The organism is Sphingobium sp. KCTC 72723 (assembly GCF_014280435.1).
Classification (GTDB): Bacteria; Pseudomonadota; Alphaproteobacteria; order Sphingomonadales; family Sphingomonadaceae; genus Sphingobium.
On sequence record NZ_CP060388.1, the window covers coordinates 4,261,235 to 4,287,033 of the forward strand.

Annotated in this window: 26 protein-coding genes and 1 tRNA gene; 16 read left to right on the forward strand and 11 right to left on the reverse strand. The window is 64.3% G+C overall.

Features of this window, described 5'->3' with window-relative positions; genetic code table 11:
- Positions 1-81 precede the first annotated feature (81 nt).
- The 3 genes from SPBM01_RS20745 to SPBM01_RS20755 are packed head-to-tail and all read right to left on the reverse strand — an operon-like array spanning position 82 to position 2,771.
- Positions 82-1,002, reverse strand: coding sequence for a LysR family transcriptional regulator (locus SPBM01_RS20745; RefSeq protein ID WP_188063329.1), 921 nt, complete (start codon positions 1,000-1,002; stop codon positions 82-84).
- A 52-nt stretch (positions 1,003-1,054) separates the two neighbouring features.
- Positions 1,055-1,810 (reverse strand): class I SAM-dependent methyltransferase, encoded by a 756-nt coding sequence (locus SPBM01_RS20750; RefSeq protein WP_188063330.1) that lies wholly within the window; start codon positions 1,808-1,810, stop codon positions 1,055-1,057.
- A gap of 40 nt (positions 1,811-1,850) precedes the next feature.
- Positions 1,851-2,771 (reverse strand): class I SAM-dependent methyltransferase, encoded by a 921-nt coding sequence (locus SPBM01_RS20755; protein WP_262504282.1) that lies wholly within the window; start codon positions 2,769-2,771, stop codon positions 1,851-1,853.
- A gap of 61 nt (positions 2,772-2,832) precedes the next feature.
- On the opposite strand from SPBM01_RS20755, the gene SPBM01_RS20760 reads away from it, so the two are divergent.
- From SPBM01_RS20760 to SPBM01_RS20805, 10 genes are all read left to right on the forward strand, one after another.
- Positions 2,833-3,693 (forward strand): transketolase, encoded by an 861-nt coding sequence (locus SPBM01_RS20760; protein ID WP_188063331.1) that lies wholly within the window; start codon positions 2,833-2,835, stop codon positions 3,691-3,693.
- A complete protein-coding gene (locus SPBM01_RS20765) occupies positions 3,686-4,549 on the forward strand; it encodes a transketolase family protein (protein WP_188063332.1) in 864 nt (287 codons plus the stop codon). The genes SPBM01_RS20760 and SPBM01_RS20765 overlap by 8 nt, the downstream gene beginning before the upstream one ends.
- A 47-nt stretch (positions 4,550-4,596) precedes the next feature.
- The gene (gene rfbF / locus SPBM01_RS20770; protein ID WP_188063333.1) at positions 4,597-5,373 is read left to right on the forward strand and encodes a glucose-1-phosphate cytidylyltransferase; all 777 of its coding nucleotides are present in this window, start codon (positions 4,597-4,599) and stop codon (positions 5,371-5,373) included.
- A complete protein-coding gene (gene rfbG, locus SPBM01_RS20775; protein ID WP_188063334.1) occupies positions 5,355-6,446 on the forward strand; it encodes a CDP-glucose 4,6-dehydratase in 1,092 nt (363 codons plus the stop codon). Before rfbF ends, rfbG begins: the two co-directional genes overlap by 19 nt.
- A complete protein-coding gene (locus SPBM01_RS20780) occupies positions 6,443-7,354 on the forward strand; it encodes an NAD-dependent epimerase/dehydratase family protein (RefSeq protein WP_188063335.1) in 912 nt (303 codons plus the stop codon). The genes rfbG and SPBM01_RS20780 overlap by 4 nt, the downstream gene beginning before the upstream one ends.
- The gene (locus SPBM01_RS20785) at positions 7,351-7,737 is read left to right on the forward strand and encodes a GtrA family protein (protein WP_188063336.1); all 387 of its coding nucleotides are present in this window, start codon (positions 7,351-7,353) and stop codon (positions 7,735-7,737) included. The genes SPBM01_RS20780 and SPBM01_RS20785 overlap by 4 nt, the downstream gene beginning before the upstream one ends.
- Complete coding sequence (locus SPBM01_RS20790) at positions 7,734-8,759, forward strand: glycosyltransferase family 2 protein (RefSeq protein ID WP_188063337.1); 1,026 nt, start codon at positions 7,734-7,736, stop codon at positions 8,757-8,759. Before SPBM01_RS20785 ends, SPBM01_RS20790 begins: the two co-directional genes overlap by 4 nt.
- Positions 8,756-10,279, forward strand: coding sequence for a hypothetical protein (locus SPBM01_RS20795; protein ID WP_188063338.1), 1,524 nt, complete (start codon positions 8,756-8,758; stop codon positions 10,277-10,279). The genes SPBM01_RS20790 and SPBM01_RS20795 overlap by 4 nt, the downstream gene beginning before the upstream one ends.
- On the forward strand, positions 10,276-12,198 hold the full coding sequence (locus SPBM01_RS20800) for a hypothetical protein (RefSeq protein ID WP_188063339.1): 1,923 nt from the start codon (positions 10,276-10,278) through the stop codon (positions 12,196-12,198). Before SPBM01_RS20795 ends, SPBM01_RS20800 begins: the two co-directional genes overlap by 4 nt.
- Before the next feature lie 158 nt (positions 12,199-12,356).
- A tRNA-Gly gene (locus SPBM01_RS20805) sits at positions 12,357-12,430 on the forward strand.
- Positions 12,431-12,453: 23 nt separating this feature from the next.
- On the opposite strand, the gene SPBM01_RS20810 is transcribed toward SPBM01_RS20805, so the two are convergent.
- On the reverse strand, positions 12,454-13,437 hold the full coding sequence (locus tag SPBM01_RS20810) for a LacI family DNA-binding transcriptional regulator (protein ID WP_188063340.1): 984 nt from the start codon (positions 13,435-13,437) through the stop codon (positions 12,454-12,456).
- A gap of 126 nt (positions 13,438-13,563) precedes the next feature.
- Here SPBM01_RS20810 and SPBM01_RS20815 point away from each other — a divergent pair, with 126 nt between their 5' ends.
- The 6 genes from SPBM01_RS20815 (at position 13,564) to SPBM01_RS20840 (ending at position 19,276) form a co-directional block, all read left to right on the forward strand.
- A complete protein-coding gene (locus tag SPBM01_RS20815) occupies positions 13,564-13,767 on the forward strand; it encodes a DUF4169 family protein (RefSeq protein WP_188063341.1) in 204 nt (67 codons plus the stop codon).
- Between the two features lie 150 nt (positions 13,768-13,917).
- Positions 13,918-14,868 (forward strand): hypothetical protein, encoded by a 951-nt coding sequence (locus SPBM01_RS20820; RefSeq protein WP_262504283.1) that lies wholly within the window; start codon positions 13,918-13,920, stop codon positions 14,866-14,868.
- 174 nt (positions 14,869-15,042) lie between these two features.
- A complete protein-coding gene (locus SPBM01_RS20825; protein ID WP_188063342.1) occupies positions 15,043-16,260 on the forward strand; it encodes an argininosuccinate synthase in 1,218 nt (405 codons plus the stop codon).
- A 161-nt stretch (positions 16,261-16,421) separates the two neighbouring features.
- Positions 16,422-17,081 carry an EF-hand domain-containing protein gene (locus SPBM01_RS20830; RefSeq protein ID WP_188063343.1) on the forward strand — a complete coding sequence of 220 codons (660 nt, stop codon included), beginning with the start codon at positions 16,422-16,424 and terminating at the stop codon, positions 17,079-17,081.
- A gap of 135 nt (positions 17,082-17,216) precedes the next feature.
- Complete coding sequence (locus SPBM01_RS20835; RefSeq protein ID WP_188063344.1) at positions 17,217-17,936, forward strand: response regulator; 720 nt, start codon at positions 17,217-17,219, stop codon at positions 17,934-17,936.
- Positions 17,933-19,276, forward strand: a complete 1,344-nt coding sequence (locus tag SPBM01_RS20840; RefSeq protein ID WP_188063345.1) for an ATP-binding protein — start codon at positions 17,933-17,935, stop codon at positions 19,274-19,276. Before SPBM01_RS20835 ends, SPBM01_RS20840 begins: the two co-directional genes overlap by 4 nt.
- 142 nt (positions 19,277-19,418) lie before the next feature.
- On the opposite strand, the gene SPBM01_RS20845 is transcribed toward SPBM01_RS20840, so the two are convergent.
- From SPBM01_RS20845 to SPBM01_RS20875, 7 genes are all read right to left on the reverse strand, one after another.
- Complete coding sequence (locus tag SPBM01_RS20845) at positions 19,419-20,471, reverse strand: flagellar motor protein MotB (protein ID WP_188063346.1); 1,053 nt, start codon at positions 20,469-20,471, stop codon at positions 19,419-19,421.
- A gap of 3 nt (positions 20,472-20,474) precedes the next feature.
- Positions 20,475-21,338: a flagellar motor stator protein MotA gene (motA, locus tag SPBM01_RS20850; protein ID WP_188063347.1), complete on the reverse strand. Its 864-nt coding sequence runs from the start codon at positions 21,336-21,338 to the stop codon at positions 20,475-20,477.
- 137 nt (positions 21,339-21,475) lie between these two features.
- Positions 21,476-22,321, reverse strand: a complete 846-nt coding sequence (locus tag SPBM01_RS20855) for a flagellin (RefSeq protein WP_188063348.1) — start codon at positions 22,319-22,321, stop codon at positions 21,476-21,478.
- Positions 22,322-22,339: 18 nt separating this feature from the next.
- The gene (gene flgK, locus SPBM01_RS20860) at positions 22,340-23,677 is read right to left on the reverse strand and encodes a flagellar hook-associated protein FlgK (protein ID WP_188063349.1); all 1,338 of its coding nucleotides are present in this window, start codon (positions 23,675-23,677) and stop codon (positions 22,340-22,342) included.
- Positions 23,674-23,997, reverse strand: coding sequence for a rod-binding protein (locus SPBM01_RS20865; protein ID WP_188065872.1), 324 nt, complete (start codon positions 23,995-23,997; stop codon positions 23,674-23,676). The genes flgK and SPBM01_RS20865 overlap by 4 nt, the downstream gene beginning before the upstream one ends.
- Entirely contained in the window at positions 23,997-25,112 is a 1,116-nt protein-coding gene (locus tag SPBM01_RS20870; RefSeq protein ID WP_188063350.1) for a flagellar basal body P-ring protein FlgI, read from the reverse strand. The genes SPBM01_RS20865 and SPBM01_RS20870 overlap by 1 nt, the downstream gene beginning before the upstream one ends.
- Positions 25,112-25,792 carry a flagellar basal body L-ring protein FlgH gene (locus SPBM01_RS20875; RefSeq protein WP_188063351.1) on the reverse strand — a complete coding sequence of 227 codons (681 nt, stop codon included), beginning with the start codon at positions 25,790-25,792 and terminating at the stop codon, positions 25,112-25,114. The genes SPBM01_RS20870 and SPBM01_RS20875 overlap by 1 nt, the downstream gene beginning before the upstream one ends.
- Between the last annotated feature and the right edge of the window lie 7 nt (positions 25,793-25,799).

Below are 25,799 nucleotides of genomic sequence, written 5' to 3' on the forward strand. Positions count from 1 at the left end.
AATGAGACTGTGTAACACGATGTTACATCATATCAACTTCCGTTCGTCGCTTTTTTGCCGCGCTGCGTCATAAAAGGGCGATTAGAGGAACAGAAATTTCGCCAATGCCTCGACTGCGGGGGTTTCTGCCGCGCGGGGGCCAAGCGCCTGCCGGATTTCGACGGCGGGCAGCGGCATGTCGAGCGCCAGCCGCCTGATACCATCCATCCGCCCCAGATCGCGCGCCAGCGGGCCGAAGGCTGCAAAGATGCCTGCGCCTTCGCGCAGTGCGGCAAGAATCGCGAACATATTGTCGCTTTCCAGTGCGACGGGACCAGTGTCGGCGCGGCCCCGGACGAGGGCAGCTTCAATGATGGCGCGCATGGCATTGCTGCGGTCCAGCGCGAGGGCGGGCGTGATGGCAATGTCGGCGCGCGATACGACGTCGGCGCGGGCAAGCGGATGATTGGTCCCGGCATAGAGGCTGACAGGTTCCGACCAGCCATAGCGGGACGGGAGGTCGGCCGGTTCCTCCAGCGCGTAGAAATAGGCGATGTCGGCACGGCCGGACTGCAAGGCGCGCGCCGCATCCGCTGATGAAAGGACGTGCAGGTCGAGCGCGATAGCGATGTCGTCATTTGCAGCTTCGAACGTAGACAGTGCGTCCTGCACCTGGCCGAATACCTGGGCGGGGGCGGCCAGGGTGATCGTCTGGCGCGGGGATGCGGGGGCAGGTACGGGGACCGGCAGGGTAGGGGGATCGACCTGGACCGCGTCCCAATCTTCCGGTGCGTCCTGCGACAACAGCGTCATCGCCTGCGCCGTCTTGCGCCCGGCAGGGGTCAGCCGCGCCGCGCCGGTCAGATCGTCGAACAGACGATAGCCCAGTCGCATTTCCAGCGAGGCCATATCGCGCGCGATCTGATCTACCGACACGCCCATGTCACTGGCGCAGCGCGTGATGCTGCCTGCCGCCACCATCTGCGCGAATATGTCCAGCTGGCGCAGGGAGGGGGTATCCATCCCGGCGTGATAGAGGAAATGCGGGGCCGGGTTAAGGGGCGATCTTCGCGCGTTATCGGCGAGTGGCGACGATCGCATAGCCCAGGCTGTCGTCTTTGGAACCAAGCCCAAGCGCCATGCTGAGATGGGCCATCAGCAGGAAGACAAGAGTGACGGGGAGCAACGGCAGCAGCAGCGGCCATTGGACGAGCATGTAGCGCGATGGTCGCACCATGCGCATGGCCAGCACGATCAGCTTGTTGGCGATGACGGCAATGTCGTTGCCGCGCTCCGTGATTTGGACGTTGGCGAATGTGCCGAACATCCGCGCCAGCGCGTAGCGGGAGAAGCGGTGGAAATCATAGGGCGCGTAATGCACTCGCGCGGAAAAGGGGACAGTCGCGATCAGGGTGCCGCCCGGTTTCAGCACCCGCTCCATTTCCGCGATCAGCGCGGCAGGTTCGGGCGCATGTTCCAGCACTTCGGTACACAGGACCGTATCGAAACTGGCGTCGGGGAAGGGAATATATGCGCCGTCGAAGGGAACGACTTCTGCATTGCCCGCCATGCTGAAGGCGCTGGCCTGCGGCACGTCTATGCCGGTGTAGCGCACCGATGGCGGCAGCAGGCGGCGATAGGGCATTTCGCCGCACCCCACGTCGAGCAGGTCGCCGCGCAGCGGGGCAAGGCGGGGTTTGAGGAAGGACCAGATGGTGCCGAGTTGCAGGTCGATGAGGCAGCGCAGGGCAAAGAGGATGCGCGAGAGCATGGACGCATCGAACCGCACCGGGATCGGGCGGAAATGTTCGCTGTCGGTCGATGCGGTCATGCGCCGCACTTCCATCGCGATAGAGGGGCAGGCACTGCGATCACAGCGGCTTGAAACCCCAGCTCATATAATTGCCGACATTGACGGACAATTTGCGGCTGTCGAGCCATGATCCACGCAGGGCGCGGGTCAGGCGTTGTTTCAGCGAGTCGGGCATCGGCATCAGGCGCAGCCAATAGCTGGGGCGGTAGCGGTTGCGGAAACTGGCCCCGCCGACGGCGTTATAGCCATGCTGCTGCAACAGGCGCCGGGCGCTTTGGGCCGAGAAAAGCTGCATATGTTCGATATCGACGATCGGCGAGCGTCGCCCCAGCAGGCGGTTGAGCCATGCGCGCCGGTCATGGGTGACGCCCACGAACACGCCGCCGGGTTTGAGCAGGCGATGGGCCGCCGCCACCAGTGCGCCGGGATCCTGCACATGTTCCAGCGTCATGAAGCAGCAGATGAGGTCGAGGCTTTCGGGCGCGACATCGGCGTCCTCGAAAATGCCTTCGTAAATCCAGGGGCGGCGATGGGCAGGGGCAGCGGCGATCGCGGCGCTCGACGGTTCGATGCCGATCAGTCGGGTGAAGCCTGCGTCGCCCAGCCGCTCAAGGAAAGCGCCGGTTCCGGTGCCGATTTCCAGTGCCGAAACGCGGCTGTTCAGCAGCGCCAGCACCGGGCGAACCGCAACGGCATAGGCGTCGGCGGCATCCTCCGCTTCCTCCGCGCTGTCATAGTCGGCGGCATGATAGCTGGCGGCGAGCGTGGCGACGGCGGGTGGCCGATCGACATAGGCCAGGTCGCAGGCGCGGCACCGGACCATGGCGTGGCTCATATATTCCGGCACCTTGCGCGAGGCAAAGCTGGATGCGCTGACCCGGCTTTCGTCGCGCGTGTCGGACAGGAAGGGTTCGGCCTGATCCGGCCCTGCGCCGCAAAGGGGGCAAGCGCGGGCAGCGATGATGGGTGCGTGCTTCATGCGCATGGCCTAGCCGAACATGGTTGATGAAATCTTAACCATATCTGCCGAAGGTGCAGGCATGAACGACACAGATTTTATCGCGGCCGCGCCACAGGACACACGGTTGCTGGCGCAGCGAATCCGGTGTCAGGCGCTGCGCATGGTGACGCGGGCGAAGGCTTCGCATATCGGATCGGCGCTTTCGATAACCGACATCATGGCCGTGCTTTATGGCGGGGCGCTGCGAGTCAGCGCCACTACGCCGGACCATCCTGACCGCGACCGTTTCATCCTGTCCAAAGGTCATGCCTGCGTCGCGGTCTATGCCGCGCTGGCCGAAACCGGGTTCATCGATCGCACGCTGCTGGACAGCTATGGCACTGACGGGTCGATGCTGATGGCGCATATCAGCCATAAGGTGCCGGGGTCGGAATTTTCCACCGGCGCGCTGGGGCATGGATTGCCGTTCGGCACCGGCAAGGCGCTGGCGGCCAAGCGGCGCGGCATGGGGTGGCGCACGGTCGTTTTGACCAGTGATGGCGAATGGGGCGAGGGCAGCAATTGGGAAGCGGCGCTGTTCGCTGCGCATCATGGTCTGGATAACCTGTTGTGCATATTGGATTATAACAAGTTGCAGAGCCTGCGCAGCGTGGACGAAACGCTGCGGCTGGAACCGCTCCATTCCAAATTCGCGGCCTTTGGCTGGGCCGTGCGCGAGGTGGACGGGCATGATCATGACGCGCTGGCGCAGGCAATGACGGGCGCTGCGTGGGATCCGGGCAAGCCGATGATGCTGATCGCCCATACGACCAAGGGCAAGGGGGTCAGCTTCATGGAAAACAAGGTGGAATGGCATTACCGCAACCCGACGCCGCAACTGCTGGAAGCGGCACTGGCCGAAATTGAAGGCGAAGGCCGGGAGGCGCAGGTTCATGCGTAATGCCTTTATCGACGAACTGGTGACGCTGGCGCAGGCGCATGACCATATCGCCCTGATCGTCGGCGACCTGGGCTATAATGTGATCGAGCCATTTGCCGATCGCTTCCCCGACCGTTTCGTCAATGCCGGCGTCGCCGAACAGAATATGACCGGGCTGGCCGCCGGGATGGCCAGCGAAGGCTATCATGTCTTTACCTATTCGATTGCCAATTTCCCGACATTCCGTTGCGCCGAGCAGATCAGGAACGATGTCGACCATCACCGCCTGCCCGTGACCGTGGTCGCGGTGGGGGGCGGGGTGTCCTATGGCGCGCTGGGCTATTCCCATCATGCGGTGCAGGATTATGCGCTGATGCGGTCGATGCCCAATATGGTCATTGCAGCGCCCGGCGATCCGATGGAAACGCGCGCCTGCCTGCGCTGGCTGGTCGCCAATCCCGGCCCGTCCTATCTGCGGCTGGGCAAGGCGGGCGAACCGCAATTTCATGACGCTGTGCCAGATGTTGCGCCGGGCCGCTGGGTCAGCGTGCGCGACGGCGGGCAGGCCGATGTCATGCTGTCCACCGGCGGGGCGCTGGGCGCGGCGATCGGGCGGGCGGATGGCCGGGCCGTCTGGTCGCTGCCGCTGTGGGGCATGGCGGCCAAGCCGTTGCAGCCCGACCAGATCGCCCGCCATGGCAGCGTGACGACGCTGGAGGATCATCTGGCCGATGGCGGCTTTGGTTCCTGGCTGACCGAAGCGGTAGCTGGCACCCCTGCCGCCGCCTGCATCCGCCCCATCGCGCTGTCGGCGGAGATTTGCGACATGGTGGCCGGTCAATCGACGCTCAACCGGGTCGGCGGGCTGACCCTTTAACGGGCGCTTTAACCCTTTCTTCACCACGCCTGTTCATAGCTGGGTCCATGAAAGCGATCATCCTTGCAGGGGGCTTAGGCACCCGTCTGGCCGAAGAAACATCGGTCCGGCCCAAGCCCATGGTGGAGATCGGCGGCAAGCCGATCCTGTGGCATATCATGAAGATATACGCCCAGCATGGCGTGACCGAATTCATCGTGTGCCTTGGCTACAAGGGATACATGATCAAGGAATATTTCTTCAACTACGCGCTCCACATGTCGGACGTGACCATCGACCTGCGCACCGGCACGACGAATGTGCATCGCAATGCGTGCGAGGACTGGAAGATTTCGCTGATCGACACCGGCGCGGAAACGATGACCGGCGGTCGGCTGCGGCAGGCGATGCAATATCTGGGCGATGACCAGGATTTCTGCCTGACCTATGGCGATGGCGTCAGCGACGTGGACATAGGCGCCGCGATCGCCTTCCATCGCGGGCATGGCCGCAAGGCGACCGTTACGGCGGTGCGCCCGGCCAGCCGTTATGGCCTGCTGGATCTGGATGGGGACCGGGTTGCGGCCTTTGCCGAAAAGCCAGTGGAAGAAGGCGGCTGGATCAATGGCGGCTTCTTCGTCCTGAACCGGGAAATCGAAAACTATCTCGATAAATCAGATGGTTGCACTTGGGAGCGCGAGCCGCTCGAAGGGCTTGCCGCTGACGGGGAGCTTCGGTCTTTCTTCCATAACGGCTTTTGGCAGCCAATGGACACGCTGCGCGACCGGCAGATGCTCGAAGGCATGTGGGAGCGGCACGAGGCACCATGGAAAAGCTGGCACTGACATACGGATCGCATCCCGCTGCGCCCGACCCGGCTTTCTGGGCGGGGCGGCGCGTGCTGGTGACGGGCCATACCGGCTTCAAGGGCAGCTGGCTGCTCGTCCTGCTCGACCTGCTGGGTGCGCGAGTCACGGGCCTGGCGCTGGAACCCGATACCGATCCGTCGATGTTCACCCTGATAAAGGGCGCGTCGCTATGCGACCATCATATCGCGGACATTCGCGATGGCGATGCAGTCGCGGCGATCGTCGCGCGCGCGCAACCGGACATCGTGCTGCATCTGGCGGCGCAGCCGCTGGTGCGCCTGTCCTATGCCGATCCGATCGGCACCTTTGCGTCCAACGTCATGGGGACGGCCCATGTGCTGGAAGCGTGTCGCAACACGCCATCGGTGCGCACGATCATTTCGGTCACGACCGACAAATGCTATGCCAATGACGGCCGGGTGGAAGGTTATCGCGAAGATGCGCCGCTGGGCGGGCATGACCCCTATTCCAACAGCAAGGCGTGCGCCGAACTGGTGAGCGCGTGTTGGCGCGACAGTTTCTTTGCCGCGCAGAGCGTCGGACTGGCCACCGCGCGGGCGGGCAATGTCATCGGCGGGGGTGACTGGTCCGCCGACCGGCTGGTCCCCGACGCGATCCGTGCCTTTTCCGCCGGACGCCCGCTCCAAATTCGCAATCCCGACGCGGTGCGCCCGTGGCAGCATGTGCTGGAACCGCTGACCGGCTATCTGCTGCTGGCGGAGCAGCTGGCACGCGACCCTGTTCGATTTGCGCGCGGCTGGAACTTCGGTCCGGCCCCTGCACATATGGCCAGCGTGCGCGATGTCATCGACAGGCTGGCGGACCAATGGGGCGCGACGCATCCGTGGGAAAGACAGCCGGGCGACCATCCGCATGAAGCGGCCATGCTGACGCTGGATTCGACCGCTGCCGCCGATGCGCTGGGCTGGCGTTCGCGCCTGTCGCTCGAACGTGCGCTGGCGATGACTGCCGACTGGTATCGGGCGGACGACAAGCGCCGGGCGACCCGCGCTCAGGCGGATGATTTCATCGCTCTGGTGTCGGCATGAGCCGCATCCTTGTCACTGGAGCGAGTGGCTTCGTCGGTGCCGCGGTTGCCGATCTTGCCGCGCGGGAAGGGCATGACGTTACCCTATTGGTCCGCAACCCTGATGCCCCGCGCGTCGTGGCGCTTGCCCGCAGTTGCGCCATAGCGGTCGCCGATCTGGCTGATCGCGCGGCGGTGCGTGATGCCATGCAGGCGCGGCCCGATATCGTGATCCATTCCGCCTGGGAAGGCGTGGGCGGTCCCAACCGGGCAGGCGATGTGCAACTCGACAATATCCGCACGACCGTAGCGCTGCTGGACGAAGCGATCGCGGCGGGAGCCAGCCGCTTCATCGGCATCGGCAGCCAGGCCGAATATGGCCGCCACGACCGGCGCATCGACGAAGATGCAGCGACGACGCCCTTCCTGCTCTATGGGGCGGCCAAATTATCCGCTTTCCACCTGACGCGGCAGCGCGCGGCGGAGGCGGGGATCGGCTTTGCCTGGCTGCGGCTGTTTTCACCCTATGGTCCCGGTGACAATGCCAACTGGCTGATCCCGTCCGTCGCCGCGCAGATCATTGCGGGCCGGACGCCGCGCACCAGCGCGGGGACGCAGAAGTGGGATTATCTGCACATTGACGACACGGCGCGCGGCATATTGGCCGCTGCGCTGACAGATGGCGCGCAGGGCGTGTTCAACCTGTCGAGCGGGCGGGCGGTGACGGTGCGCTCCATCGTCGAACGGATCCGCGACATTGCGCATCCGGGCCTGCCGCTGACATTTGGCGAGATCCCCTTTGTTCCCAACCAGATCATGCATCTGGAAGGGGATAACAGCCGCCTGACCGCCGCGACCGGATGGACGCCGGGCATCGGAATCGAGGACGGCCTCATCACGGTGGTCGATGCGTTGAGGCAGGCGGCATGATGGCCCTGACGCGCGATCGCCGTTTCTGGGGTTATCTGGTCGCGGGGGGCGTCAACACGCTGTTCGGCTATGGCGCCTATAGCGTGCTGGTGCTGCTGGGCGTGCTGCCCCATGTCGCGGTCGTGCTGGGTGGACTGGCGGGGATCGCGTTCAATTTCCTGACCACCAGCGTCGTTTTCCGGTCGCATGATGTCCGCCGCCTGCCCCGCTTTCTGCTGGTCTATGCGGTGATGTTCGGCCTCAACATCCTGTTGCTCGACATGCTGATGCGCGCGGGGCTTGGGCCGTTGGCGGCGCAGGCGCTCGTGCTGCCCATTTTTACGCTTACTTTCCTTGTCATGCGCCGCTTCGTCTTTGCGGCCTTGCCGGAGCAGACCCCATGAAAACCATCTCCATCGTGACGCCCTGCTTCAACGAGGCGGATAATGTCGAGGCGTGCCATGGCGCAGTCGCCGCGCTGTTCGCGCCGGGCGCGCCGCTGGAAGGCTATGGCCGCGAACATATATTCGCCGACAATGACAGCAGCGATGGCACGCAGGATATATTGCGCGCGTTGGCGGCGAGCGATCGTTCGGTCAAGATCATCCTGAACGCGCGCAATTACGGCCCGTTCCGGTCCAATTTCAACGCCCTGCGCGCCGCGACCGGGGATGCGGTCGTCGTGTTCCTGCCCGCCGACCTGCAAGACCCGGCGGAAATGATCCCCGAATTTGTGGCGCTGTGGGAAAGCGGCGTGGAAGTGGTCGCGGGCGCGCGGGTCAACCGGCAGGAAAGCCTGACGCTGCGGGCGTGCCGCGCCATATTCTATCGCACCGTGCGTCATTTGAGCGATATCGACATTCCATTGAATGTCGGCGAATTTCAACTGCTGGACCGCAAGGTTTGGGAAGCGGTGGTCAGCCATGACGACCATTATCCCTATATTCGCGGCATCATCGCGTCGGTCGGTTTTCGCCGCGTCATCGTCCCCTACACATGGGCGGCGCGCAGCGCGGGCATATCCAAGAATAACCTGCCGCGCCTGATCGACCAGGCGCTCAATGGCATTTTCAGCTTTACCAACGTGCCGATGCGCCTTTGCACCTTTGCCGGGGTCGTCATGTCGGCGCTGTGCCTGCTTTATGCGGTGGCGTCGGTTGGCCTGTACATGATCTGGCCGACGATGGCCCCGCGCGGCATGATGACGCTGATCGTCGCTCTCTTCTTCCTGTCGGGCGTGCAACTCGCCTTTCTGGGGATATTGGGCGAATATGTGACGTCGATCCATGCACAGGTGCGCAAGCGCCCGCTGGTGGTGGAGCGCGAGCGGATCAATATGGACGAGGCCGTTGCCGCCGCCGACCTTCCCGTCGTGGATAATCCCGTCCACGCCCTTCAGCGCAAGCTGGACGCAGAGGCGGCGTGACACCGTCGCCGGGGCAGATCGCATCGGTCGACGCCCATCCTGACCCACGCGCATCTGTGTCCCTGCGCACGCTGACGGCGGCGCTGGTCGCTCTGTTCGCGTTTGACAATATCGCGCTGCTAGCGCTGTTGGGCCTGTCGCCGCCGGTCGTCGCGGCGCTAGCGCTGGTTTTGCCCGGTGCGTTGGCCTTTTTGTGCTGGAAAGCCATGCCTGGCGTGGCGCGGGTCAGTTTGCGCACGCTGCTGTTCTGCCTTGCGATCGCATTTGTCCTGTTGATGCTGGGGGGGGAGGGGCGTCTTTTCTATGCTCCGCCCGACTGGCAGATTCGCGATGCGGTGCTGGCCGACATGGGCAATCATCGCTGGCCCTTTGCCTATGGGATCGATGGGAAAGAGCAGCTTTTGCGCGCGCCGGTCGGCATCTATCTGGTCCCCGCGCTGTTGGGCGGGGCCAGCCAGATGGGGCGCGACTGGACGCTGCTGGCGCATAACGGGCTGATCCTTGGCCTGTTGCTGGCGCAGGGGGCGGTCCTGTTCGACGGCGCGCGCGCGCGGCTGATCGCGCTGGTCATATTCGTGATGTTCAGCGGGTTCGACATATTGGGCGTGGTTCTGGCAGAGGCGGCGACCGGGGACGCGAACTGGAACCATATCGAACGCTGGGCCAGCAATTATCAGTATAGCGCCCATATCACCCAGCTTTTCTGGGCGCCGCAACATGCGCTGGCGGGATGGACCGTGGCGCTATTCTATCTGTTGTGGCGCACCGGGCGCGCGCCGGTCGGCCTGTTCGCCGCCAGCCTGCCGCTGGTCGCGCTCTGGTCGCCGCTCATCCTGTTCGGCGCGCTGCCCTTTGCGGTGTTCGCGGCCATTCGCGTGCTGGCGACGCAGGACTGGCGCGCGCGCGATGTGCTGATCGCCATGTTCGCCGCGCTGCTGGCGGTTCCCGCGCTGGTCTATCTGTCCGTGGACGCAGCGGCCATCGGCGCGCATCTGCGCCCGCCTACGCTGCTGGGCTATATCCTCATCCTGCTGTTCGAAATACTGCCCTTCCTCCTGCCGTTGCTGAGTGATCGGACCGGCGGCACCGACCGGGTGACGATCCTGATCGCGGGGCTGTGCCTGTTGCTCATGCCGCTATGGACCATGGGCATCAGCAATGATTTCCAGATGCGTGGTTCCATCATGCCGCTGGCGCTGGTCGCTATCGCCTTTGCCCAATGGGCGGGGCGGGTGGACGTGCGGGGGCAGAAGATGGCCGTGGTGGCGATCATGGCGTTGGGTTCGGTGACGGGCATCGTTGAAATCTCGCACGCTTTCCGCTTCGCCGCGTCGCCCCCGCCGCTCTGTTCGCTGGCGGGCGCGTGGCAGCGGCAGGCGATCAGCGGCGTGCCTTACGCATCCTATCTGGCGGCGCGCGATGCTTTTCCGGTCGGCATCCTTCCCAGGGACCGCGTCGGCGGCGCAACGCCAGCGACCTGCTGGGACCGGCGATGGGACATGGCGGGGGCGCGGCCATGACATCGTCGCTGACCCTGATCGCGCTCTATGGCCTGCTGCTGGCGACCGTGCTGCTGACGCCCTATGCGTCGCTTTGCCTTGGCGCGCGGCTGGAACGGCACTGGTCGCCGGTCTGGATCGGGATATGTGCGGTGATGATGGCGGGTGCGCTGGCGCTGACGATCGCGCGCGATGGCAAGGTGCTGCTGCTCTGCGCCTTCCTGTTGTTGCCGCTCATCGGCCTTGGCATGGGCGCGCTGCTGGGCGGGATGGCGGCGATATTGCTGTTCGTCACGGTGACATGGTGGACGGCCGACCTGCAACTGGGTCCGGTGGCGGGCAGCATCTTTGTCCTGCTGGCGCTGTGGGCCGGGCTGCTGGCACGGCGGGGCGGGCGGCCTTCGCCCGATATTGCCCTGCGCTGGCCGGTGCTGCTGTGCGTCCTCATCGGCCTTGGCGCCGGGCTTTTGACGGCGCCGTTCGAATCGACCGACCCGATCCTGTCGGCCTGGCATCACTGGAGCGCCTATCTGTCGCCGGTGGAAGCATGGCGGGGCGGGGGCGTTCCTTATCGCGACTTTCCGATTCAATATGGGCTTGGCCCGACCGCTTTGCTGAAAGCGGCGTGCGGCAATGATTGCTGGCGCGGGCTATATTGGACGGCGATCAGCGCCAATGCGCTCTATTTCGCGGTGCTTGCCGGGTGCGTGCTGATCCTGACCATCGGGGCGTCGCGCGGGCTGCGGTGGCTGGGGCTGGTCGCGCTGTTTTGCGCCTGCTTCATCTGGACCGGCTATCCCGTGCAATTTGCCGGGCCAGCAATGACGCCGTCGGTCGCGGGGCTGCGCTTCATGTCGATCGCTGCCTTGTTGCTGCACATTCTGCGGGCCGAACATCGTGATGCGCCGCGTGACCGGGTGGGGCATGGCATCTGGCTGATCAGCCTGTTCTGGTCGGTCGAAGCGGGTCTGTTCGCCACGATATTATGGTGGCCCTATCTTGCGTTGCGTGCTGCCGGGGCGGCGCAGGGCGGGCGTGGCATCATGGTCGCACTGTTGCGCATCGTGGCGCAGGGGGCGTGTGCGCTGGCGATCGGGGTGTCGGCGCTTGTCCTGACATTATGGCTGGTGTCGGAAGGCGGCATCACCGCAACGGACTTTTTCGCCTATGTCCAGCATCCGCCCGGAACACGGCCGGTCAATGGCACAGGCACGATCTGGATCGCGCTGGCGTCGGTCGCGCTGGCGCTGCCGTTGCTGGCGCGACAGGGATATTCGGCGCGCGGCCGGTCGCTTTATGCCTGCATCACTGCCTTCGTCGTGGCCGGAACCTATTATATCAGCCGCAGCCACGACAATAATATCCTCAATCTCTTTCCGCTGCTGGTCCTGCTGCTGCTGGCGATCGCCGCGAACCGGAAGGACAGTGGTGATGCTTCGCCCGGTTTTGCGGGCGGTTTCGTCATCGTCACGCTGGCGGCCATGGTCGCGTTCGTGGCGACATTCAATTTCGGGCCTTGGCGCGAAGGCATTGCGCGGACCGGATTGCTGACGGTCGGGCCGGATCGGCTGCTGGCGCATCTGACGCCCCGGCGGGGCGACATTCCCGTCGTGACGCCACCCGATGGCGTCGCGGGCCTGGACTATCTGCGCGCGCGCAATGCGGGGATGGTGGTCCTGTTCGACAGCCGCAACGTCATGCCCAGGGGACCGGGCGGGACGGCATGGACCGGGGTCAACAGCATCGCCAATTTCGCGCCTTTGCCGCGCCCAATGATCCTGCACTATATGGCACGCGGAGCCACGGCCTATCGTCGGCCGGGCTGGATATTGGCCGACGCGGCGCATCGCGACTGGGTGCGCGATTTCCAGAGCGTCTATGCCATCGGGGAGCAGCACCGCTTTGGCAGCTATACCGCTTATTATATGGTGCCGCGCTAAAACGGATTGCGATTGCCCTGCGGCACCGACGCGCCAAAATCCGCACGCACCATGTTGACGACGCGGCCATCGTCGTGGCATTGGGCGAGCGTCCGATAGGCCGGAAGCGCAAAACGCCCGGTCGAATATCAGGCTCTACGGCACCAGGCCGTTGAAATGCGGGTATAGCTCAATGGTAGAGCACTAGCCTTCCAAGCTTGTGATGCGGGTTCGATCCCCGCTACCCGCTCCAGCCCTCACCACGACCCAGGCTATTCACACCGGCCCGGAACTGCCGCGTTCGATCAGGGTGAACAGGAATTCGGGCGCTTCGATCGGGCCGTTGGCCAGCGCGTCGATGACGGATCGGCCCATATCCTCCAACGGCTGGCGCACGGTCGTCAGCGGGGGCCAGGATGTGGGGCTGGCGGGGGTGTCGTCAAAGCCGACCACGGACAGATCGTCCGGCACGCGCAGGCCGATGCGATGCGCCAGCGTCAGCACGCCCAACGCCATGTCGTCATTGGTGGCAAAGATGGCGCTGGGGGGATGAGGCAAGGCCAGCAGCGCTTCGCCAGCGGTGATGCCCGACGCGAAATCGAAGTCGCCACCCACGAAATATTGTTCGTCGATCGCGATCTGCGCGGCGGTCAGTCCGTCGCGAAACCCCTCCACCCGGCGCAGCGCGGCGCGGTGGGAGGCGGGCGGGGTGATGACGCCGATGCGACGGTGGCCAAGGCCCAGCAGATGATCGGCGACCATGCGCCCGGCGGCGCGTTCGGGCGTGTGGATGGTAAAGCCCGCCGCGACCACCGACCCGGCGATGCGCGCGCAGGGCAGGCCAAGCTGTGCGATGCGCGCCAGCAGCGCTTCGTCATCGGCCAGCGGTGGCACCAGCAATATGCCGTCGGGGCGCAGCGCCGCGACCAGTCGGTCCAGCACTTCGAAACATTCCTCGCCACTCGGCGATATGGGTTCGACCACCAGATGATAGCCAAGGTCGCGGCAACGCGCCGCTGCGCCGCACTGGATGCCGCTGGTATAGCCGGGTGCGGGATTGCTGTAGAGATAGGCGATCATGAAGGACCGCCCGCCCGCCAGCCGCCGTGCCGACTGGTTGGGGCGATACCCCAATTGGTCGATCGCCGCCTGCACCCGGCCGCGCAGGTCGGGGCTGACATTGCTTGCCTTGTTGACGACGCGCGATACCGTCTTGATCGAAACCTGGGCCAGGGCAGCGACGTCGTGGATGCTCGTCATGGGGTGGATCGGCTCGCAACTAAGGGGACAGGGCTGTCATGGGAGGGGAAGGCGGCGCTTGGCAAGACGCCATTGTCGCAATTATGAAGCAATGATCGGGCGGGATGGACAGGGAAGGGCAGGCAAATGGGTGATGTCGTCAATTTGACGCAAGCGCGCAAGGCCAGGGGCAGGGCGGACAAGGCACGCATGGCGGACGCCAATCGCGCTAAATTCGGGCGCAGCAAGACGCAGCGTCTGGCCGATGAAGCGGCGAAGGAAAAGCAGGCTTTGATCGTCGATGGGGCTTTCCGGGAAAGTCGCGGTGAAGATGATCGGCAGCCTGAATAAGAAATTATGGCGCTATCTGTAAATATGACATTCATCTGAAAATGAATGATCATTAATCTTGATCGTTCCATCGCTCCTTGCCAACCATTCGTCGCGAAATATGACAAGGTGTTGCAGTCGATTGACCAGTTCGACTGTTGATCCTTCACTATGACTGAACATATTCGCAATATCCGCCCCGCCAGGGCCGCGATCGCCGCTGTTCTGGCTTTGAGTGCAACCCCTGTGCTGGCGCAGGTCGCCGCGCCGCCCACGATAGCGCCGACCATCGCGCCCGCCGTGCCGGATACGCCCGCGCCGACGGTCGCATCGCCGACGGCACCTGCGTTCGCGGTTAGCCAGCCGGTCGTGCAGCAGACGGCTTCGGTCGAAGACCGCCGCGCCGCATCCATTGCAGCGGCAGAGGCCGAAGCAGCCACGAAAGCGGCTGCGCCTGTAGCGCCCCGCGTCGTCCGCCCCCGTGCCGTCGAACGCATGGCTGCGCCCGTTGCAGCCGTTGCCGCACCGATTGCAGCGATGCCCGTGACGCCGTCACCCGTTGTTGCGCCCGAACCTGTCGTCGCGCCAGCACCCGCCGTGACGGAAGCTGCACCCGCGCCGGTAAGTCAGGCGGTCGCACGCACCGACGATGCCCTGCTGTGGGCCATGGGTGGATCGGCGCTGCTGCTGCTGGGCCTTGGCGGCGCTGCCATGGCGCGCCGCCGCCGTCCGACAGAAGCGATCGAGGAACGCGAAACCTTCATCGAACCCGCAGTTGCACCTGTCGGAGTTACGCCCGTCGTAGCTGCGCCCGTGGTGGTTCCGGTTGCGCGCCCCGCCTTTGCTACCGCTCCGTCCGCGTCGCATGAAGATGCCACGCTGGCCGCAATGGTCGCTGCGCCGCCGAGCGAGGATAATCCGTTCCTCACCCATGCCAAGCGTCTGCGCCGCGCCCGCATATTGCTGGCGCAGCGGGAGGCCGGTCATGCGCCGGTGATGACGCAGGCGCAAAGTCAGGCACAAATTGCAACGCCCGCGCCCGCGATGGACCGCAGCCAGACCGTCTACCGCTTCGGCGGGGAAGTCGCCCGTCCGGGCCTGTTGCGTCCACGCACCAGCTAGGCCGCTGCGCAATCCGCGCCCAATGACTCCGAAGGGGACGCAAGCCTTGGTGCCTGCGTCCCCTTCTTGTCGGGACATCCGGCTTCTTGCGCTGATCCGGTTGCGCTTTTACCCCCTGACTGATACCGGCGCGCGCATATCCGCGCCCTCACCTTGCGAAAGAGTCGCTTCATCATGTCAGACAAGATCAACCGCATCGTCCTTGCCTTTTCCGGTGGCCTCGACACCAGCGTGATCCTGAAATGGCTGCAACAAACCTATCAGTGCGAAGTCGTGACCTTCACGGCCGATCTGGGGCAGGGTGAAGAACTGGAACCCGCACGGGCCAAGGCGCGGCTGATGGGGGTCAAGGAAGAACATATCTTCATCGACGACCTGCGCGAAGAATTCGTGAAGGACTATGTATTCCCGATGATGCGCAGCAATGCGCTGTATGAAGGGCTGTATCTGCTCGGCACGTCGATCGCCCGGCCGCTGATCGCCAAGCGCCAGATCGAAATCGCGAAAATGGTAGGGGCCGACGCCGTATCGCACGGCGCGACTGGCAAGGGGAATGATCAGGTCCGCTTCGAATTGGGCTATTATGCCCTGTCACCCGACATCAAGGTGATTGCGCCCTGGCGCGAATGGGATCTGACCAGCCGCACCCGACTGATCGAATTTGCCGAACAAAACCAGATTCCCATCGCCAAGGACAAGCGCGGCGAATCGCCTTTCTCGACCGATGCGAACATGCTGCACACCTCGTCCGAGGGCAAAGTGCTGGAAGATCCGTGGGATGAAGTCCCCGACTATGTCTATTCGCGCACCGTCAACCCGGAGGACGCGCCCGACGCGCCCGAATATATCACCATCGATTTCGAACGCGGCGATGGCGTGGCGATCAATGGCGTGGGCATGTCGCCCGCGACGTTGCTCGAAACGCTCAACGAATATGGCCGCAAACATGGCATTGGCCGGCTCGATCTGGTCGAAAACCGCTTCGTGGGCATGAAGTCGCGCGGCATGTATGAAACGCCGGGCGGCACCATCTATCATCTGGCCCATCGCGGCATCGAGCAGGTGACGCTGGATCGCGGCGCGGCGCATCTGAAGGATGAACTGGCTCCCAAATATGCCGAGCTGATCTACAACGGCTTCTGGTTCTCGCCAGAGCGCGAGATGTTGCAGGCCGCGATCGACCATAGCCAGGAAAAGGTCACCGGCACGGTCCGGCTCAAGCTGTACAAAGGCGGAGTCTATATCGTCGGGCGCAAATCGCCTTATTCGCTCTACAGCGAAAAGGTCGTGACGTTCGAGGATGACGCCGGTGCCTATGACCAGCGCGACGCGGCAGGCTTCATCAAACTGAATGCCCTGCGCCTGCGGTTGCTGGGGCGGCGGGATCGGTAAGCCCCATCCGTCATGCCAGCATTCGCTGGCATGACGGATGCAGGTTACAAATTGCGACAGTTTCCCCGTTGCGCTGACACAGTTGCAGGACAAGTCTGGCCGATAAGCATCTTCAAGGACGGCGACGCCGTTCGTGACAGACACTTGGAAGGAAACAGGACATGATCCGCAAATTTTTCGGCACGGTGGCGCTGGGTTCGTTGTTCGTCGGTGGCCTTGCCGCATCGCACCTCGCCTTTGCCCAGCCCGGTCCCGGCGCTGCTCCCGGCCCGCGTGGCGGCATGATGCAACAGGCCGACACGAACCAGGACGGCAAGATCAGCAAGGCGGAACTGACCGCCGCGCTCGAAGGCCGCTTTGCGAAGATGGACGTCGACAAGGACGGCAAGCTGACCCAGCAGGATCGCGATGCGATGAAGGCTCAGCGGATGGACAATCGCTTTGCCAGGCTGGACGCCGACAAAAATGGTCAGGTCAGCAAAACGGAGTTCACAGCCGCCCATGAAGCCCGCGCCGACAAGCGCGCCGAACGCCGCGCCGAAGCGGGCAAGCCCGGTGAGCGCGAAGGGCGCGGCTGGGGCGGACGTCGCCATCATCGCGGTCCCGGCAAGGGCGGCATGATGATGGGCGGTCCGCGCGGCGAAGCGAACAAGGACGGCACCGTCACCAAGGCCGAGTTCATGGCCGGACCGCTGGCGATGTTTGCCAAGGCCGACACCAACAAGGATGGCAGCGTGAGCGCCGAGGAAATGAAGGCAGGCCGTGAAGCGATGCGCGGCGCGTGGAAGGACCGCAAGGCTCCCCCGCCGCCCGCAGGTTGATCCTGCTCTCCCGTTCGCGGCCCGGCCCGATCATCCCCCCGATCCCTGAACCGGGCCGCGCATAACTGGAAGGGCGAAGGCTGCCCCCTTGCCTTCGCCCTTCCAACCTTTCTTCAGCCGTGACAGACAGGCGCAATGAGCGATAAACCCCATCTCCTGCTCGTCGATGACGAGCGTTCGATCCGCGAGCCGCTGGCGCAGTATCTCTCCCGCAACGGCTTTCGCGTGACTGCCGTGGACAGTGCGGCGGATGCGCGGGTGCGGCTGAACGCCAATGCGATCGACATGGTGATCCTCGACATCATGATGCCGGGCGAGGACGGGCTGTCGCTGTGCCGCCATATCCGCGAAACGAGCGAGATTCCGGTCATCCTGCTGACCGCCCGCACCGAAGAAACCGACCGCATCGTCGGGCTTGAAATGGGCGCGGACGATTATGTGCTGAAACCCTTTTCTCCGCGCGAACTGGTCGCCCGTATCAAGGTGATCTTCCGCCGCGTCGCGACTGGCGGTCAGCGCGTCACCGCGCCCGATGGCGCGAATTACAGCTTTGCCGGCTGGCTCCTCAAGACGCAGGAACGCACGCTGGTGGACTCAGAGGGCGTGTCGCTGCCGCTGTCGACCGCCGAATATAATCTGATGCTGGCCTTTGCCACGCGCCCCAATTCGGTGTTGAGCCGCGACCAGTTGCTCGACATCACGCAGGGGCGCGAAGCCAATGCGTTCGACCGGGCGATCGACAACCAGATCAGCCGTTTGCGCAAGAAGATCGAGCCGGACCCCAAGAACCCGACGCTGATCAAGACCGTGTGGGGCGGCGGCTACACATTGTCGGCGGAAGTCCGCAAACTGTGAAGCGGTTTCGCTTGTGGCCGCAAAGCCTGGTCGGCCAGATCATCCTGCTCGTCGCGCTGGCGCTGTTCGTGGCGCAGGCGATCAATTTCGCTCTGCTCTATCGCGAACGGGTCCGGCTGGAGCTGACGGCCCAGACCGCGCCTGCGGTCTATCGCGTGGTCGATGCGCTCGACAACCGCCCCGACCGCCCCGGTCCCGACCGGATGCGCGCGCGCTTCGTGCAGGGCGCGCCCCCGCTCGAAGGACAGCCGCGCCCGGACATCGAAAAGCGCGCGACGGCCATGTTCGAGGATATCGGCCTCACCATCCTGACCGTGCGCGTGGTGCAGCAGGATGCGGTGATGCCCATGCGCCGCTGGGAAAGGATGCGGATTCGCGCCGATGGCGCACGGCCCCATGACCATCGCGTCGCGGCGCTCACGCTGGCGGCGGAATATGAAACGGGCAAATGGGTGGTGGCGCAGGCGCGCACCGGCAACCGCGCGCCGCGCTATGGCGGCTGGCTGATCGGCCAGACGCTGATCCTCTATGTCATCGTATTGTTGCCGCTGTTGTGGGTCGGGCGGCGGCTGGCGCGGCCATTGAAGCAACTGACCGGGTCGGCGCAGCAATTTGCCCGCACCGGCGCGGCCGATGCGGTGGACGAACGCGGGCCGGGCGACGTGCGTGACCTCACCATGGCGTTCAACGCCATGCGCGCGCGCATCATCGCGATGCTGGATGAGAAAGACCGGATGCTGGGCGCGATCGGCCACGACCTGCGCACGCCGCTGGCGTCGTTGCGGGTGCGCGCCGAATCGGTCGAGGATGATGCAGAGCGCGCGCGCATGTCCGAAACGATCGACGAAATGAACCGGATGCTGGAGGATATCCTCTCGCTCGCCCGCGCCGGGCGCAGCACGGAAGCGGCACAGAAGGTCGATCTGGCGAGCCTGGCCGACGCGGTGGTGGAAGATTTCATCGAACTGGGGTCGCCCGTCGACATGACCGACAGCGACCGCGCCGTCGCCTTCGTCCGCCCCCAGCAGATCCGCCGCGCGGTGCGCAACCTCATCGAAAACGCCGTCGTCTATGGCGATCGGGCGCATGTGTCGGTGGTGCATGGCGACGGCACGATCCGCATCATCGTGGCCGATGACGGGCCGGGCATTGCGCAGGACCGGATGGCCGAAATGCTCGAACCCTTCACGCGCCTGGAAGGATCACGCAATCGTGAGACGGGCGGGGCGGGCCTTGGCCTTGCGCTCGTCCGCGCGATCATGGCCGAACATCAGGGCGAACTGCGCCTGACGAACCGCCCGGAAGGCGGACTGGAAGCGAGCCTCGTGCTGCCGGTGTGAAGGGCGTGGTTGTTCCCCCTCCCGTTTACGGGAGGGGGTTAGGGGGTGGGCCGGACGGTGCGATTGCCCACCCCGCTGCGACTAATGCGCTGCGCGCATAAGTCTCGCTGCCCCTCCCGCTCGCGAGAGGGGAAACACCCACTCAATGCTTGCCGGGCTTGGCCGACGTGCCTTTCGCGCCGGGATTGAGCAGCTCCACGCCGGAGGGCAGGCCGGTGCCGCCCATGTCGAGCGCCTTGGCTTCGGACCGGGCCACATGCATCGGGTCGTCGCGTTCCCTGATCGCGGCCTTGGTTTCGGCGTCGTCGCCTTCATCCTCGCCGCTGCTGCCGCCACGGGTCCAGCCCAGGATGATCGACATGCGCCGGTTGCGCGGATCGTAACTGTCACCCTTGATGAACGGTTCGCGGTCGGCCACGCCCTCGATCCGGGCAAAGCGGGCGTTGCCGATGCCGGATTGGCTCAGCGCCTGTCGCGTCGCTTCGGCGCGGGTGGACGATAGCAGCCAGTTGTTCATGGTCCGCCCCGACGCATAGGGCAGGCCATCGGTATGGCCCCGCACGATCAGCGGGTTGGGCATGGTTTGCAGCACGGTGGCGACTTCGCCGATCAGCGCGCGGGCCTGCGGCACCAGCCGGTCGGTCCCCATCGCGAACATCGCGAAATCCGCTTCGTCGATCAGGTCGATGCGCAACCCTTCACGGGTTTCGGTGAAGCGCACATTCTTGCGCAGCTTCGCCATCCCCTTTTGCCGCGCCATGCGGGCTTCCAGTTCCTTCTTGATCGATTCGAATTTCTGGCGGTCGGCGGCTTTCATCGCCTTGCCGCCCTGATCCTTCGTCCCGCTGGAATCGCGCGGAATGGTGATGGCCAGATTGCCCTGACCACCCGTGGTCGGATAGCTTTCCTTCGCCATCATGCTGTCGCCACCGAACAGGCCGTTCGACCCGGCGGAGTTTTCCTTCATCTGCACTAAAGTGGGCGTGAAATAGTCGGCCAGCCCCTTGCGCTGCTTTTCGGTGGTCGCACCCAGCAGCCACATCAGCAGGAAGAAGGCCATCATTGCCGTCACGAAATCGGCATAGGCGACTTTCCAGGCGCCGCCATGATGGCCGCCATGCCCTTCGACGATGATTTTCTTGACGATGATGGGCCGGGGTTCCGGCTCGTTCCCGCCGCGCTTTTTTTCCGCCATGGCTTATTTGCCCCGCATACCGTCGAACACTTCGGCGAAGGCGGGCTGGTTGGCATGGATCAGGCCGGACCGCGCGGCTTCGATCACCAGCGGCTGCGGGTGGCCGTGGAGCGATGCGATGATGATCTGCTTGACGACATGATAGATTGCGCCGTCCGCCTCGATCACGCTGCGGCACCGGGTGGCGAAGGGGTTGACCATGCCATAGGCCAGCAGAATGCCAAGGAAGGTGCCGACCAGTGCGGAGCCGATCATCGCACCCAGCACGGCTGGCGGCTGGTCGATCGACCCCATGGTCTTGACCACGCCCAGAACCGCCGCGACGATGCCGAGCGCGGGCAGCGCGTCGGCCAGTCCTTGCAGATTGTCGGCAGGCTTGATCGCTTCGTGGTGATGGGTCTTGAGGCTGTTGTCCATCACCTCCTCCACCGCGTGCGGGTCCAGCGTGCCGGACGACACGACAACCAGACGCAGCGTATCGCTGATCAGGTGGATCAGCGTCTTGTCCTTCATCAGCTTGGGATATTCGGTAAAGATGGTCGAACTGGCCGGATCCTCGATATGGGGTTCCAATGCCACTGGCCCTTCGACTCGCAACGTCTTCATCAGTTTCGACACCAGAAAGATGCAGTCCAGAAAGTCCTGCTTCTTATATTGTGCGCCCTTGAACACTTTGGCGAAGCCGCCGCCCAGCGCCTTGAGGTCGGAACCGCTGTTGCCGATGACGAGCGCGCCTACGGCCGCGCCGCCGATGATCAGCATTTCGTGGGGCAAAGCGTGCAGCACGGGGCCAAGATCGCCGCCGGTAAAGGCGAATCCGCCAAATACCATGACGATCAGGATGACAAGGCCAATGGCTGCGAACATGGAAATCCCCAAGTAAAACGTCTGGAGCCGGCGGCTCCACCGGCACCGCGCACGGTGCCTGTCCTGTCATTAATACGGAATGGTTAGCGTCCGGTTTAGGATGACGCGGCTTTTTGCGCGCACTCCCTTGCCGTGGGTCAGCTGATGAGGTCGAACAGCGTCTGCTGGTTGATCCGGGCAAAGGCCGATTGCGCGGCTTCCAGCTGCAACAGCTGCGCCTTCACATTCGATATCACTTCGGTCAGGTCCGTCGATTCCAGAGACGCACGCCGTTCGGTCAGGTCGAGGTCCACGTCGGTCAACCGCGTGCCGATGACGTCCAGCCTGTCGCTGCGCACGCCCTGGCGGGTCTGTTGCACGACGATGTGGTTCTGCCCCGTTTTAACGCTGCCCAGCGCCGTCGCGATGCTGGCGTCGTCGCCGCTTTGCACTGCGCTGATCGCCTGCGCCAATATGGCGTCGATCGACATCGGCGTGCCATCCACGTCGATCCCTTCGGACACGTCCTGCCGCGTCCCCACGACCGCCAGGTTCAGCCCCCGGCTGACCGGCACCAGCACGCTCTGGCCATCGTCGAATACCGGCGTCCCCTGAAAATCCTTCTGGTTCAGCAATTCGTTGATGGTCGCGCGGATGGTCGACAATTCTTCGGCGATCGCGGTCTGGCCGGTGCCGTTCAGCGACCCGTTGCGTGCCGACGTCACCAGTTCCTGGGTGCGGGTCAACAGGTTGGTGACTTCCGCCAGATTGGCTTCGGCCGTGACCGCGCGCGACGTGCCATAGCTGACATTGCTTTGCCATGCGGCCTGTTGCGCCTGCGCCCGGCCCAGGTCCGATACCTGCACCCATGCCAGCGCATCGTCGGACGGTTTGTTGAGCGTGACCCCGGTGGAGATCGCGGTCTGACCATCGACGATGCTCTGCGACAATTGCTGTTGCCGACGGATTTCGGCGAGCATGATCTTGTTCGTAATGCCTACCATGGCTCAGCCCTTTCCCGTTCAGATGATCTGAAGGATGGAATCGACGGTTTCTTTTGCGACCTGCAATATTTTGGCGGAGGCCGAATAGGCTTGCTGGATGCGCAGCAGGTCGGCGGCCTCCATGTCGAGGTCGACGCCGCTGACGGCTTCGCGCGCGGCCACGGCCTGATCGCTGCGGCCCAGCGCGGTGACATTTTCCGCCTTGGTCGATGCCAGCAGATTGGCGTGAGTCGCGATCAGCGATGTCCAATTCTGTTCCACGCTGCCGCTGCCGCGCAGCGTGCTGTTGACGGTCAGCAAATTGCCGTTGAGCGTGCCGTCGGCCGATTTGAGCGCCAGTGCGGCGGGATCGGTTATCAGCGCGGCGATGGTCGCGGCGCTGCCGCCATAGGACAGCAGCGCGCCACCCGCTGCGTTCGCGTCGGTCAAACCCTGCGCGTGCCAGTCGTTCATGGAAGTTACGAAATTTTCGGCCAGCGTGTCGAGGCTGTCATGGCGTTGCGCCACGGTGCTGGCGGCGGAAAACAACCCGCCCAGCGCCCCGTTGGCCGGGGTGGAAAGGGCGGTGCCATCGGTCAGCGACAGGGCCAGCGTGCCGTCGCTGTTGGTCGCGACGGACAGGTTGGACGCGACATTGCCCTGCACCAGCACCTGACCATTATAGCTGATTTGCGCGCTGTCATGCGCGCCGAAGCTGATGTCGACATTCAGATTTTCGGTCAGCTCGCCCAGCGCCGAATCGCGGCTGTCGAGCAGTTGGGCGTAGGCCGACGTGCCGGGTTGCGCGCGCAACAGGCTGTTATTGATGTCGGCCAGCGCGTTGAGCGCCTGGTTGACGGTATCGACGGCCGCGCCCGCTTCGGTGGCAATGCCCGACGCCACGGTATCCAGATCGGCGGCGGTCTGGTTGAATGCTTCGGTCACGCGGCTGATACTGTCCAGCGTAGTGACGCGCAGCGACTTGTCGGTCGGGTTGGCGGCCAGCTTTTCCATATTCTGGAACATGCCGGTCATCAATGTGCCGATGCCGATATTGGTGTCGTTAAGCGCGGTTTCGGTGTCGCTCAGCCAGCGCAGGCGCGCGTTGGAACTGCCCAGCGCCATGCCGGTCATGCGCACGCTGGCGTCCAGATAGGGGTCGGTGGCGCGGTTGACGCTCATCACCTGCGTCCCGCCGAAATTGGCGCGCGTGGTGTAAGTGGCCATGGTCGCGGTCGATGCGCCCGATTCCGCCGTGGTTACGGAACGGCGGGCATAGCCATCGGTGCTGGCATTGGCGATATTTTCGCCGATCGCGGCCATGGCGGTGCGATAGGCGCGGGTGCCGGACGCACCGATGATGAACAGGTCGCTCATGGCGCGTTGGCCGTGGTCGGTGCGTCAGGCGCAACCCGTTCGCCAAATTGCCGCATCAGCAACTGGGCGATGCCCATGGAATTGCTGCCCGCCAGCGCGTCTGCGGTGCGCGAATCGGCCATCGACTGAAATTGTTCGGTCGCACTGGAATCGCTGATCCCTTCGGCCAGATTGGCCGATCGCATCGCGCCGATCATCTGGCGCAGGAATATCGCCTCGAACTGCTGCGCTGCTTTTTGCAGGCTGGCCCTGTTTCCTGCGGCGCTCGATGCGGCGGCCCCTGACGGCGCTGTCGCGGGGGATGTCGTTCCTACCTGCATCACAGCACCACCAACTCCGCTTTCATCGCGCCTGCCTGTTTCAAGGCTTCGAGGATCGCGACCATATCCGCCGGGGAAGCCCCAATCGCATTGACCGCCTTGACTATATCGGCCAGCGACGCCCCACCTTTAAAATTAACCATAGGTTTCTTTTCCTGGTCGATGCTGATGCTGCTCGATTGCTCGATGGCAGTCTCGCCCCGGCTGAATGGTGCAGGCTGCACCACGCGCGGGCTTTCGTTGACACTGACGGTCAGCTTGCCATGGGCGACGGCGGCGGGGTGAATGCGCACCGCGCCGTTGATGACGACGGTGCCGGTGCGCGCGTTGACGATCACCTTGGCCGGCGCTTCGGCAGGCGAAATCTCGATATTCTCGATCATGCCCATCATCAGGATGCGGTCCTCCGCCCCCGGAATGGCGTCGATCGTGACCGACACGGCGTCCATCGCGCGGGCGCGGCGGTCGCCAAAGGCGCGGTTGATGCCGTCTGCGACGCGCAGGGCAGTCGTCAGGTCCGCTTCGGCCAGGTTGAACGTCAGCGTGGGCGCGGTGTCGAACCCGGTGGCGACGGCCCGTTCCACGGTCGCGCCGCCGGGGATGCGCCCGGCAGAGGGAATATTGACCGAAACCTGGCTGCCATCCGCGCCTGATACGCCCAGGCCACCGACGGCCAGATTACCTTGCGACATGGCATAGATTTCATTGTCCGCGCCGCGCAGGGGCGTTAGGATCAGCGTGCCGCCCCGCAACGACTTGGCCTTGCCCAGCGCCGACACGGTAATGTCGAGCCGCTGGCCGGGCTTGGCAAAGGCGGGCAGATCGGCGGTCACCAGCACGGCAGCCGCGTTCTTGAGCGCAGGATTGATCCCCTGCGGCAGCGTCAGGCCAAAGCGCGAAACAACGCCCTTCATGCCCTCAGTTGCATATTGCAGGCTGTCGTCACCCGTCCCGGCCAGACCCACCACAATGCCATAGCCGGTCAATTGGTTGGGGCGGACGCCCTGAAAAGTGCCAAGATCCTTGACCCGTTCGGCATGGGCCGGGGTAGCGATCAGCGTGAGGAGCGGCAGAAGAAAGCGCAGCAGGCGGATCATGGCGAAGGGACGCTCCATCAGAAGGGGCTGATCATCGAGAAGAAGTTCTGCAACCAGCCTTGCTTGCTGGCGCGGGCGATTTCGCCCTTGCCGGTATAGATGATCCTGGCATCGGCCACGCGGGTCGATGCGATGCGGTTGTCCGGGCTGATGTCGGCCTGGCGGACAAGGCCGCTGATCTGGATGAACTCGTCACCGCGATTGAGTGTCAGCGCCTTTTCGCCCTTCACCAGCATTGTGCCGTTGGGATAGACTGCCGCGATCGTCACGGTGATCTCGCCCGACAGGGCGTTGGACTGCGTCGCGCCGCCTTGCCCGGTAAACTGGTTCTGGCCGCCCATGGCGACATCGCTGGCGGAAAACAGCTTGGACAACACACCAGTGGACGGCGGGGTCAGGCCGACATTGCCATTGCGGCTGGTGTCGGCGCTGTTGCTCTTGGTCGCCTGCGTCCGTTCGACCAATATGATGGTGATGATGTCGCCCACGGTGGTGGCGCGCGCGCCGCTGGTCAGCGGGGTATAGCCGACCGACGCCTGAAAGATGGATCCGTTGGCGGCGGGCGGTGCGGGTGCCGGCGCGACGAGCGTCGGCGCATAAAGCGCGCGTTCGGCCTCGCGCTTCTTGCCCGCAATGGCGGGGGAGGCAGCAAAAGCGACCAGCGTGACGCCGATCAGGGTGGCAAGGGTGATGCGCATCAGTCCG

Excerpts from the sequence above, each read along its gene's own strand:
- SPBM01_RS20745 (WP_188063329.1), bottom strand. The coding sequence starts at position 1,002 with ATGGATACCCCCTCCCTGCGCCAGCTGGACATATTCGCGCAGATGGTG.
- SPBM01_RS20750 (WP_188063330.1), bottom strand. The coding sequence starts at position 1,810 with ATGACCGCATCGACCGACAGCGAACATTTCCGCCCGATCCCGGTGCGG.
- SPBM01_RS20755 (WP_262504282.1), bottom strand. The coding sequence starts at position 2,771 with ATGAAGCACGCACCCATCATCGCTGCCCGCGCTTGCCCCCTTTGCGGC.
- SPBM01_RS20760 (WP_188063331.1), top strand. The coding sequence starts at position 2,833 with ATGAACGACACAGATTTTATCGCGGCCGCGCCACAGGACACACGGTTG.
- SPBM01_RS20765 (WP_188063332.1), top strand. The coding sequence starts at position 3,686 with ATGCGTAATGCCTTTATCGACGAACTGGTGACGCTGGCGCAGGCGCAT.
- rfbF (WP_188063333.1), top strand. The coding sequence starts at position 4,597 with ATGAAAGCGATCATCCTTGCAGGGGGCTTAGGCACCCGTCTGGCCGAA.
- rfbG (WP_188063334.1), top strand. The coding sequence starts at position 5,355 with ATGGAAAAGCTGGCACTGACATACGGATCGCATCCCGCTGCGCCCGAC.
- SPBM01_RS20780 (WP_188063335.1), top strand. The coding sequence starts at position 6,443 with ATGAGCCGCATCCTTGTCACTGGAGCGAGTGGCTTCGTCGGTGCCGCG.
- SPBM01_RS20785 (WP_188063336.1), top strand. The coding sequence starts at position 7,351 with ATGATGGCCCTGACGCGCGATCGCCGTTTCTGGGGTTATCTGGTCGCG.
- SPBM01_RS20790 (WP_188063337.1), top strand. The coding sequence starts at position 7,734 with ATGAAAACCATCTCCATCGTGACGCCCTGCTTCAACGAGGCGGATAAT.
- SPBM01_RS20800 (WP_188063339.1), top strand. The coding sequence starts at position 10,276 with ATGACATCGTCGCTGACCCTGATCGCGCTCTATGGCCTGCTGCTGGCG.
- SPBM01_RS20810 (WP_188063340.1), bottom strand. The coding sequence starts at position 13,437 with ATGACGAGCATCCACGACGTCGCTGCCCTGGCCCAGGTTTCGATCAAG.
- SPBM01_RS20815 (WP_188063341.1), top strand. The coding sequence starts at position 13,564 with ATGGGTGATGTCGTCAATTTGACGCAAGCGCGCAAGGCCAGGGGCAGG.
- SPBM01_RS20820 (WP_262504283.1), top strand. The coding sequence starts at position 13,918 with ATGACTGAACATATTCGCAATATCCGCCCCGCCAGGGCCGCGATCGCC.
- SPBM01_RS20825 (WP_188063342.1), top strand. The coding sequence starts at position 15,043 with ATGTCAGACAAGATCAACCGCATCGTCCTTGCCTTTTCCGGTGGCCTC.
- SPBM01_RS20830 (WP_188063343.1), top strand. The coding sequence starts at position 16,422 with ATGATCCGCAAATTTTTCGGCACGGTGGCGCTGGGTTCGTTGTTCGTC.
- SPBM01_RS20835 (WP_188063344.1), top strand. The coding sequence starts at position 17,217 with ATGAGCGATAAACCCCATCTCCTGCTCGTCGATGACGAGCGTTCGATC.
- SPBM01_RS20845 (WP_188063346.1), bottom strand. The coding sequence starts at position 20,471 with ATGGCGGAAAAAAAGCGCGGCGGGAACGAGCCGGAACCCCGGCCCATC.
- motA (WP_188063347.1), bottom strand. The coding sequence starts at position 21,338 with ATGTTCGCAGCCATTGGCCTTGTCATCCTGATCGTCATGGTATTTGGC.
- SPBM01_RS20855 (WP_188063348.1), bottom strand. The coding sequence starts at position 22,321 with ATGGTAGGCATTACGAACAAGATCATGCTCGCCGAAATCCGTCGGCAA.
- flgK (WP_188063349.1), bottom strand. The coding sequence starts at position 23,677 with ATGAGCGACCTGTTCATCATCGGTGCGTCCGGCACCCGCGCCTATCGC.
- SPBM01_RS20865 (WP_188065872.1), bottom strand. The coding sequence starts at position 23,997 with ATGCAGGTAGGAACGACATCCCCCGCGACAGCGCCGTCAGGGGCCGCC.
- SPBM01_RS20870 (WP_188063350.1), bottom strand. The coding sequence starts at position 25,112 with ATGGAGCGTCCCTTCGCCATGATCCGCCTGCTGCGCTTTCTTCTGCCG.
- SPBM01_RS20875 (WP_188063351.1), bottom strand. The coding sequence starts at position 25,792 with ATGCGCATCACCCTTGCCACCCTGATCGGCGTCACGCTGGTCGCTTTT.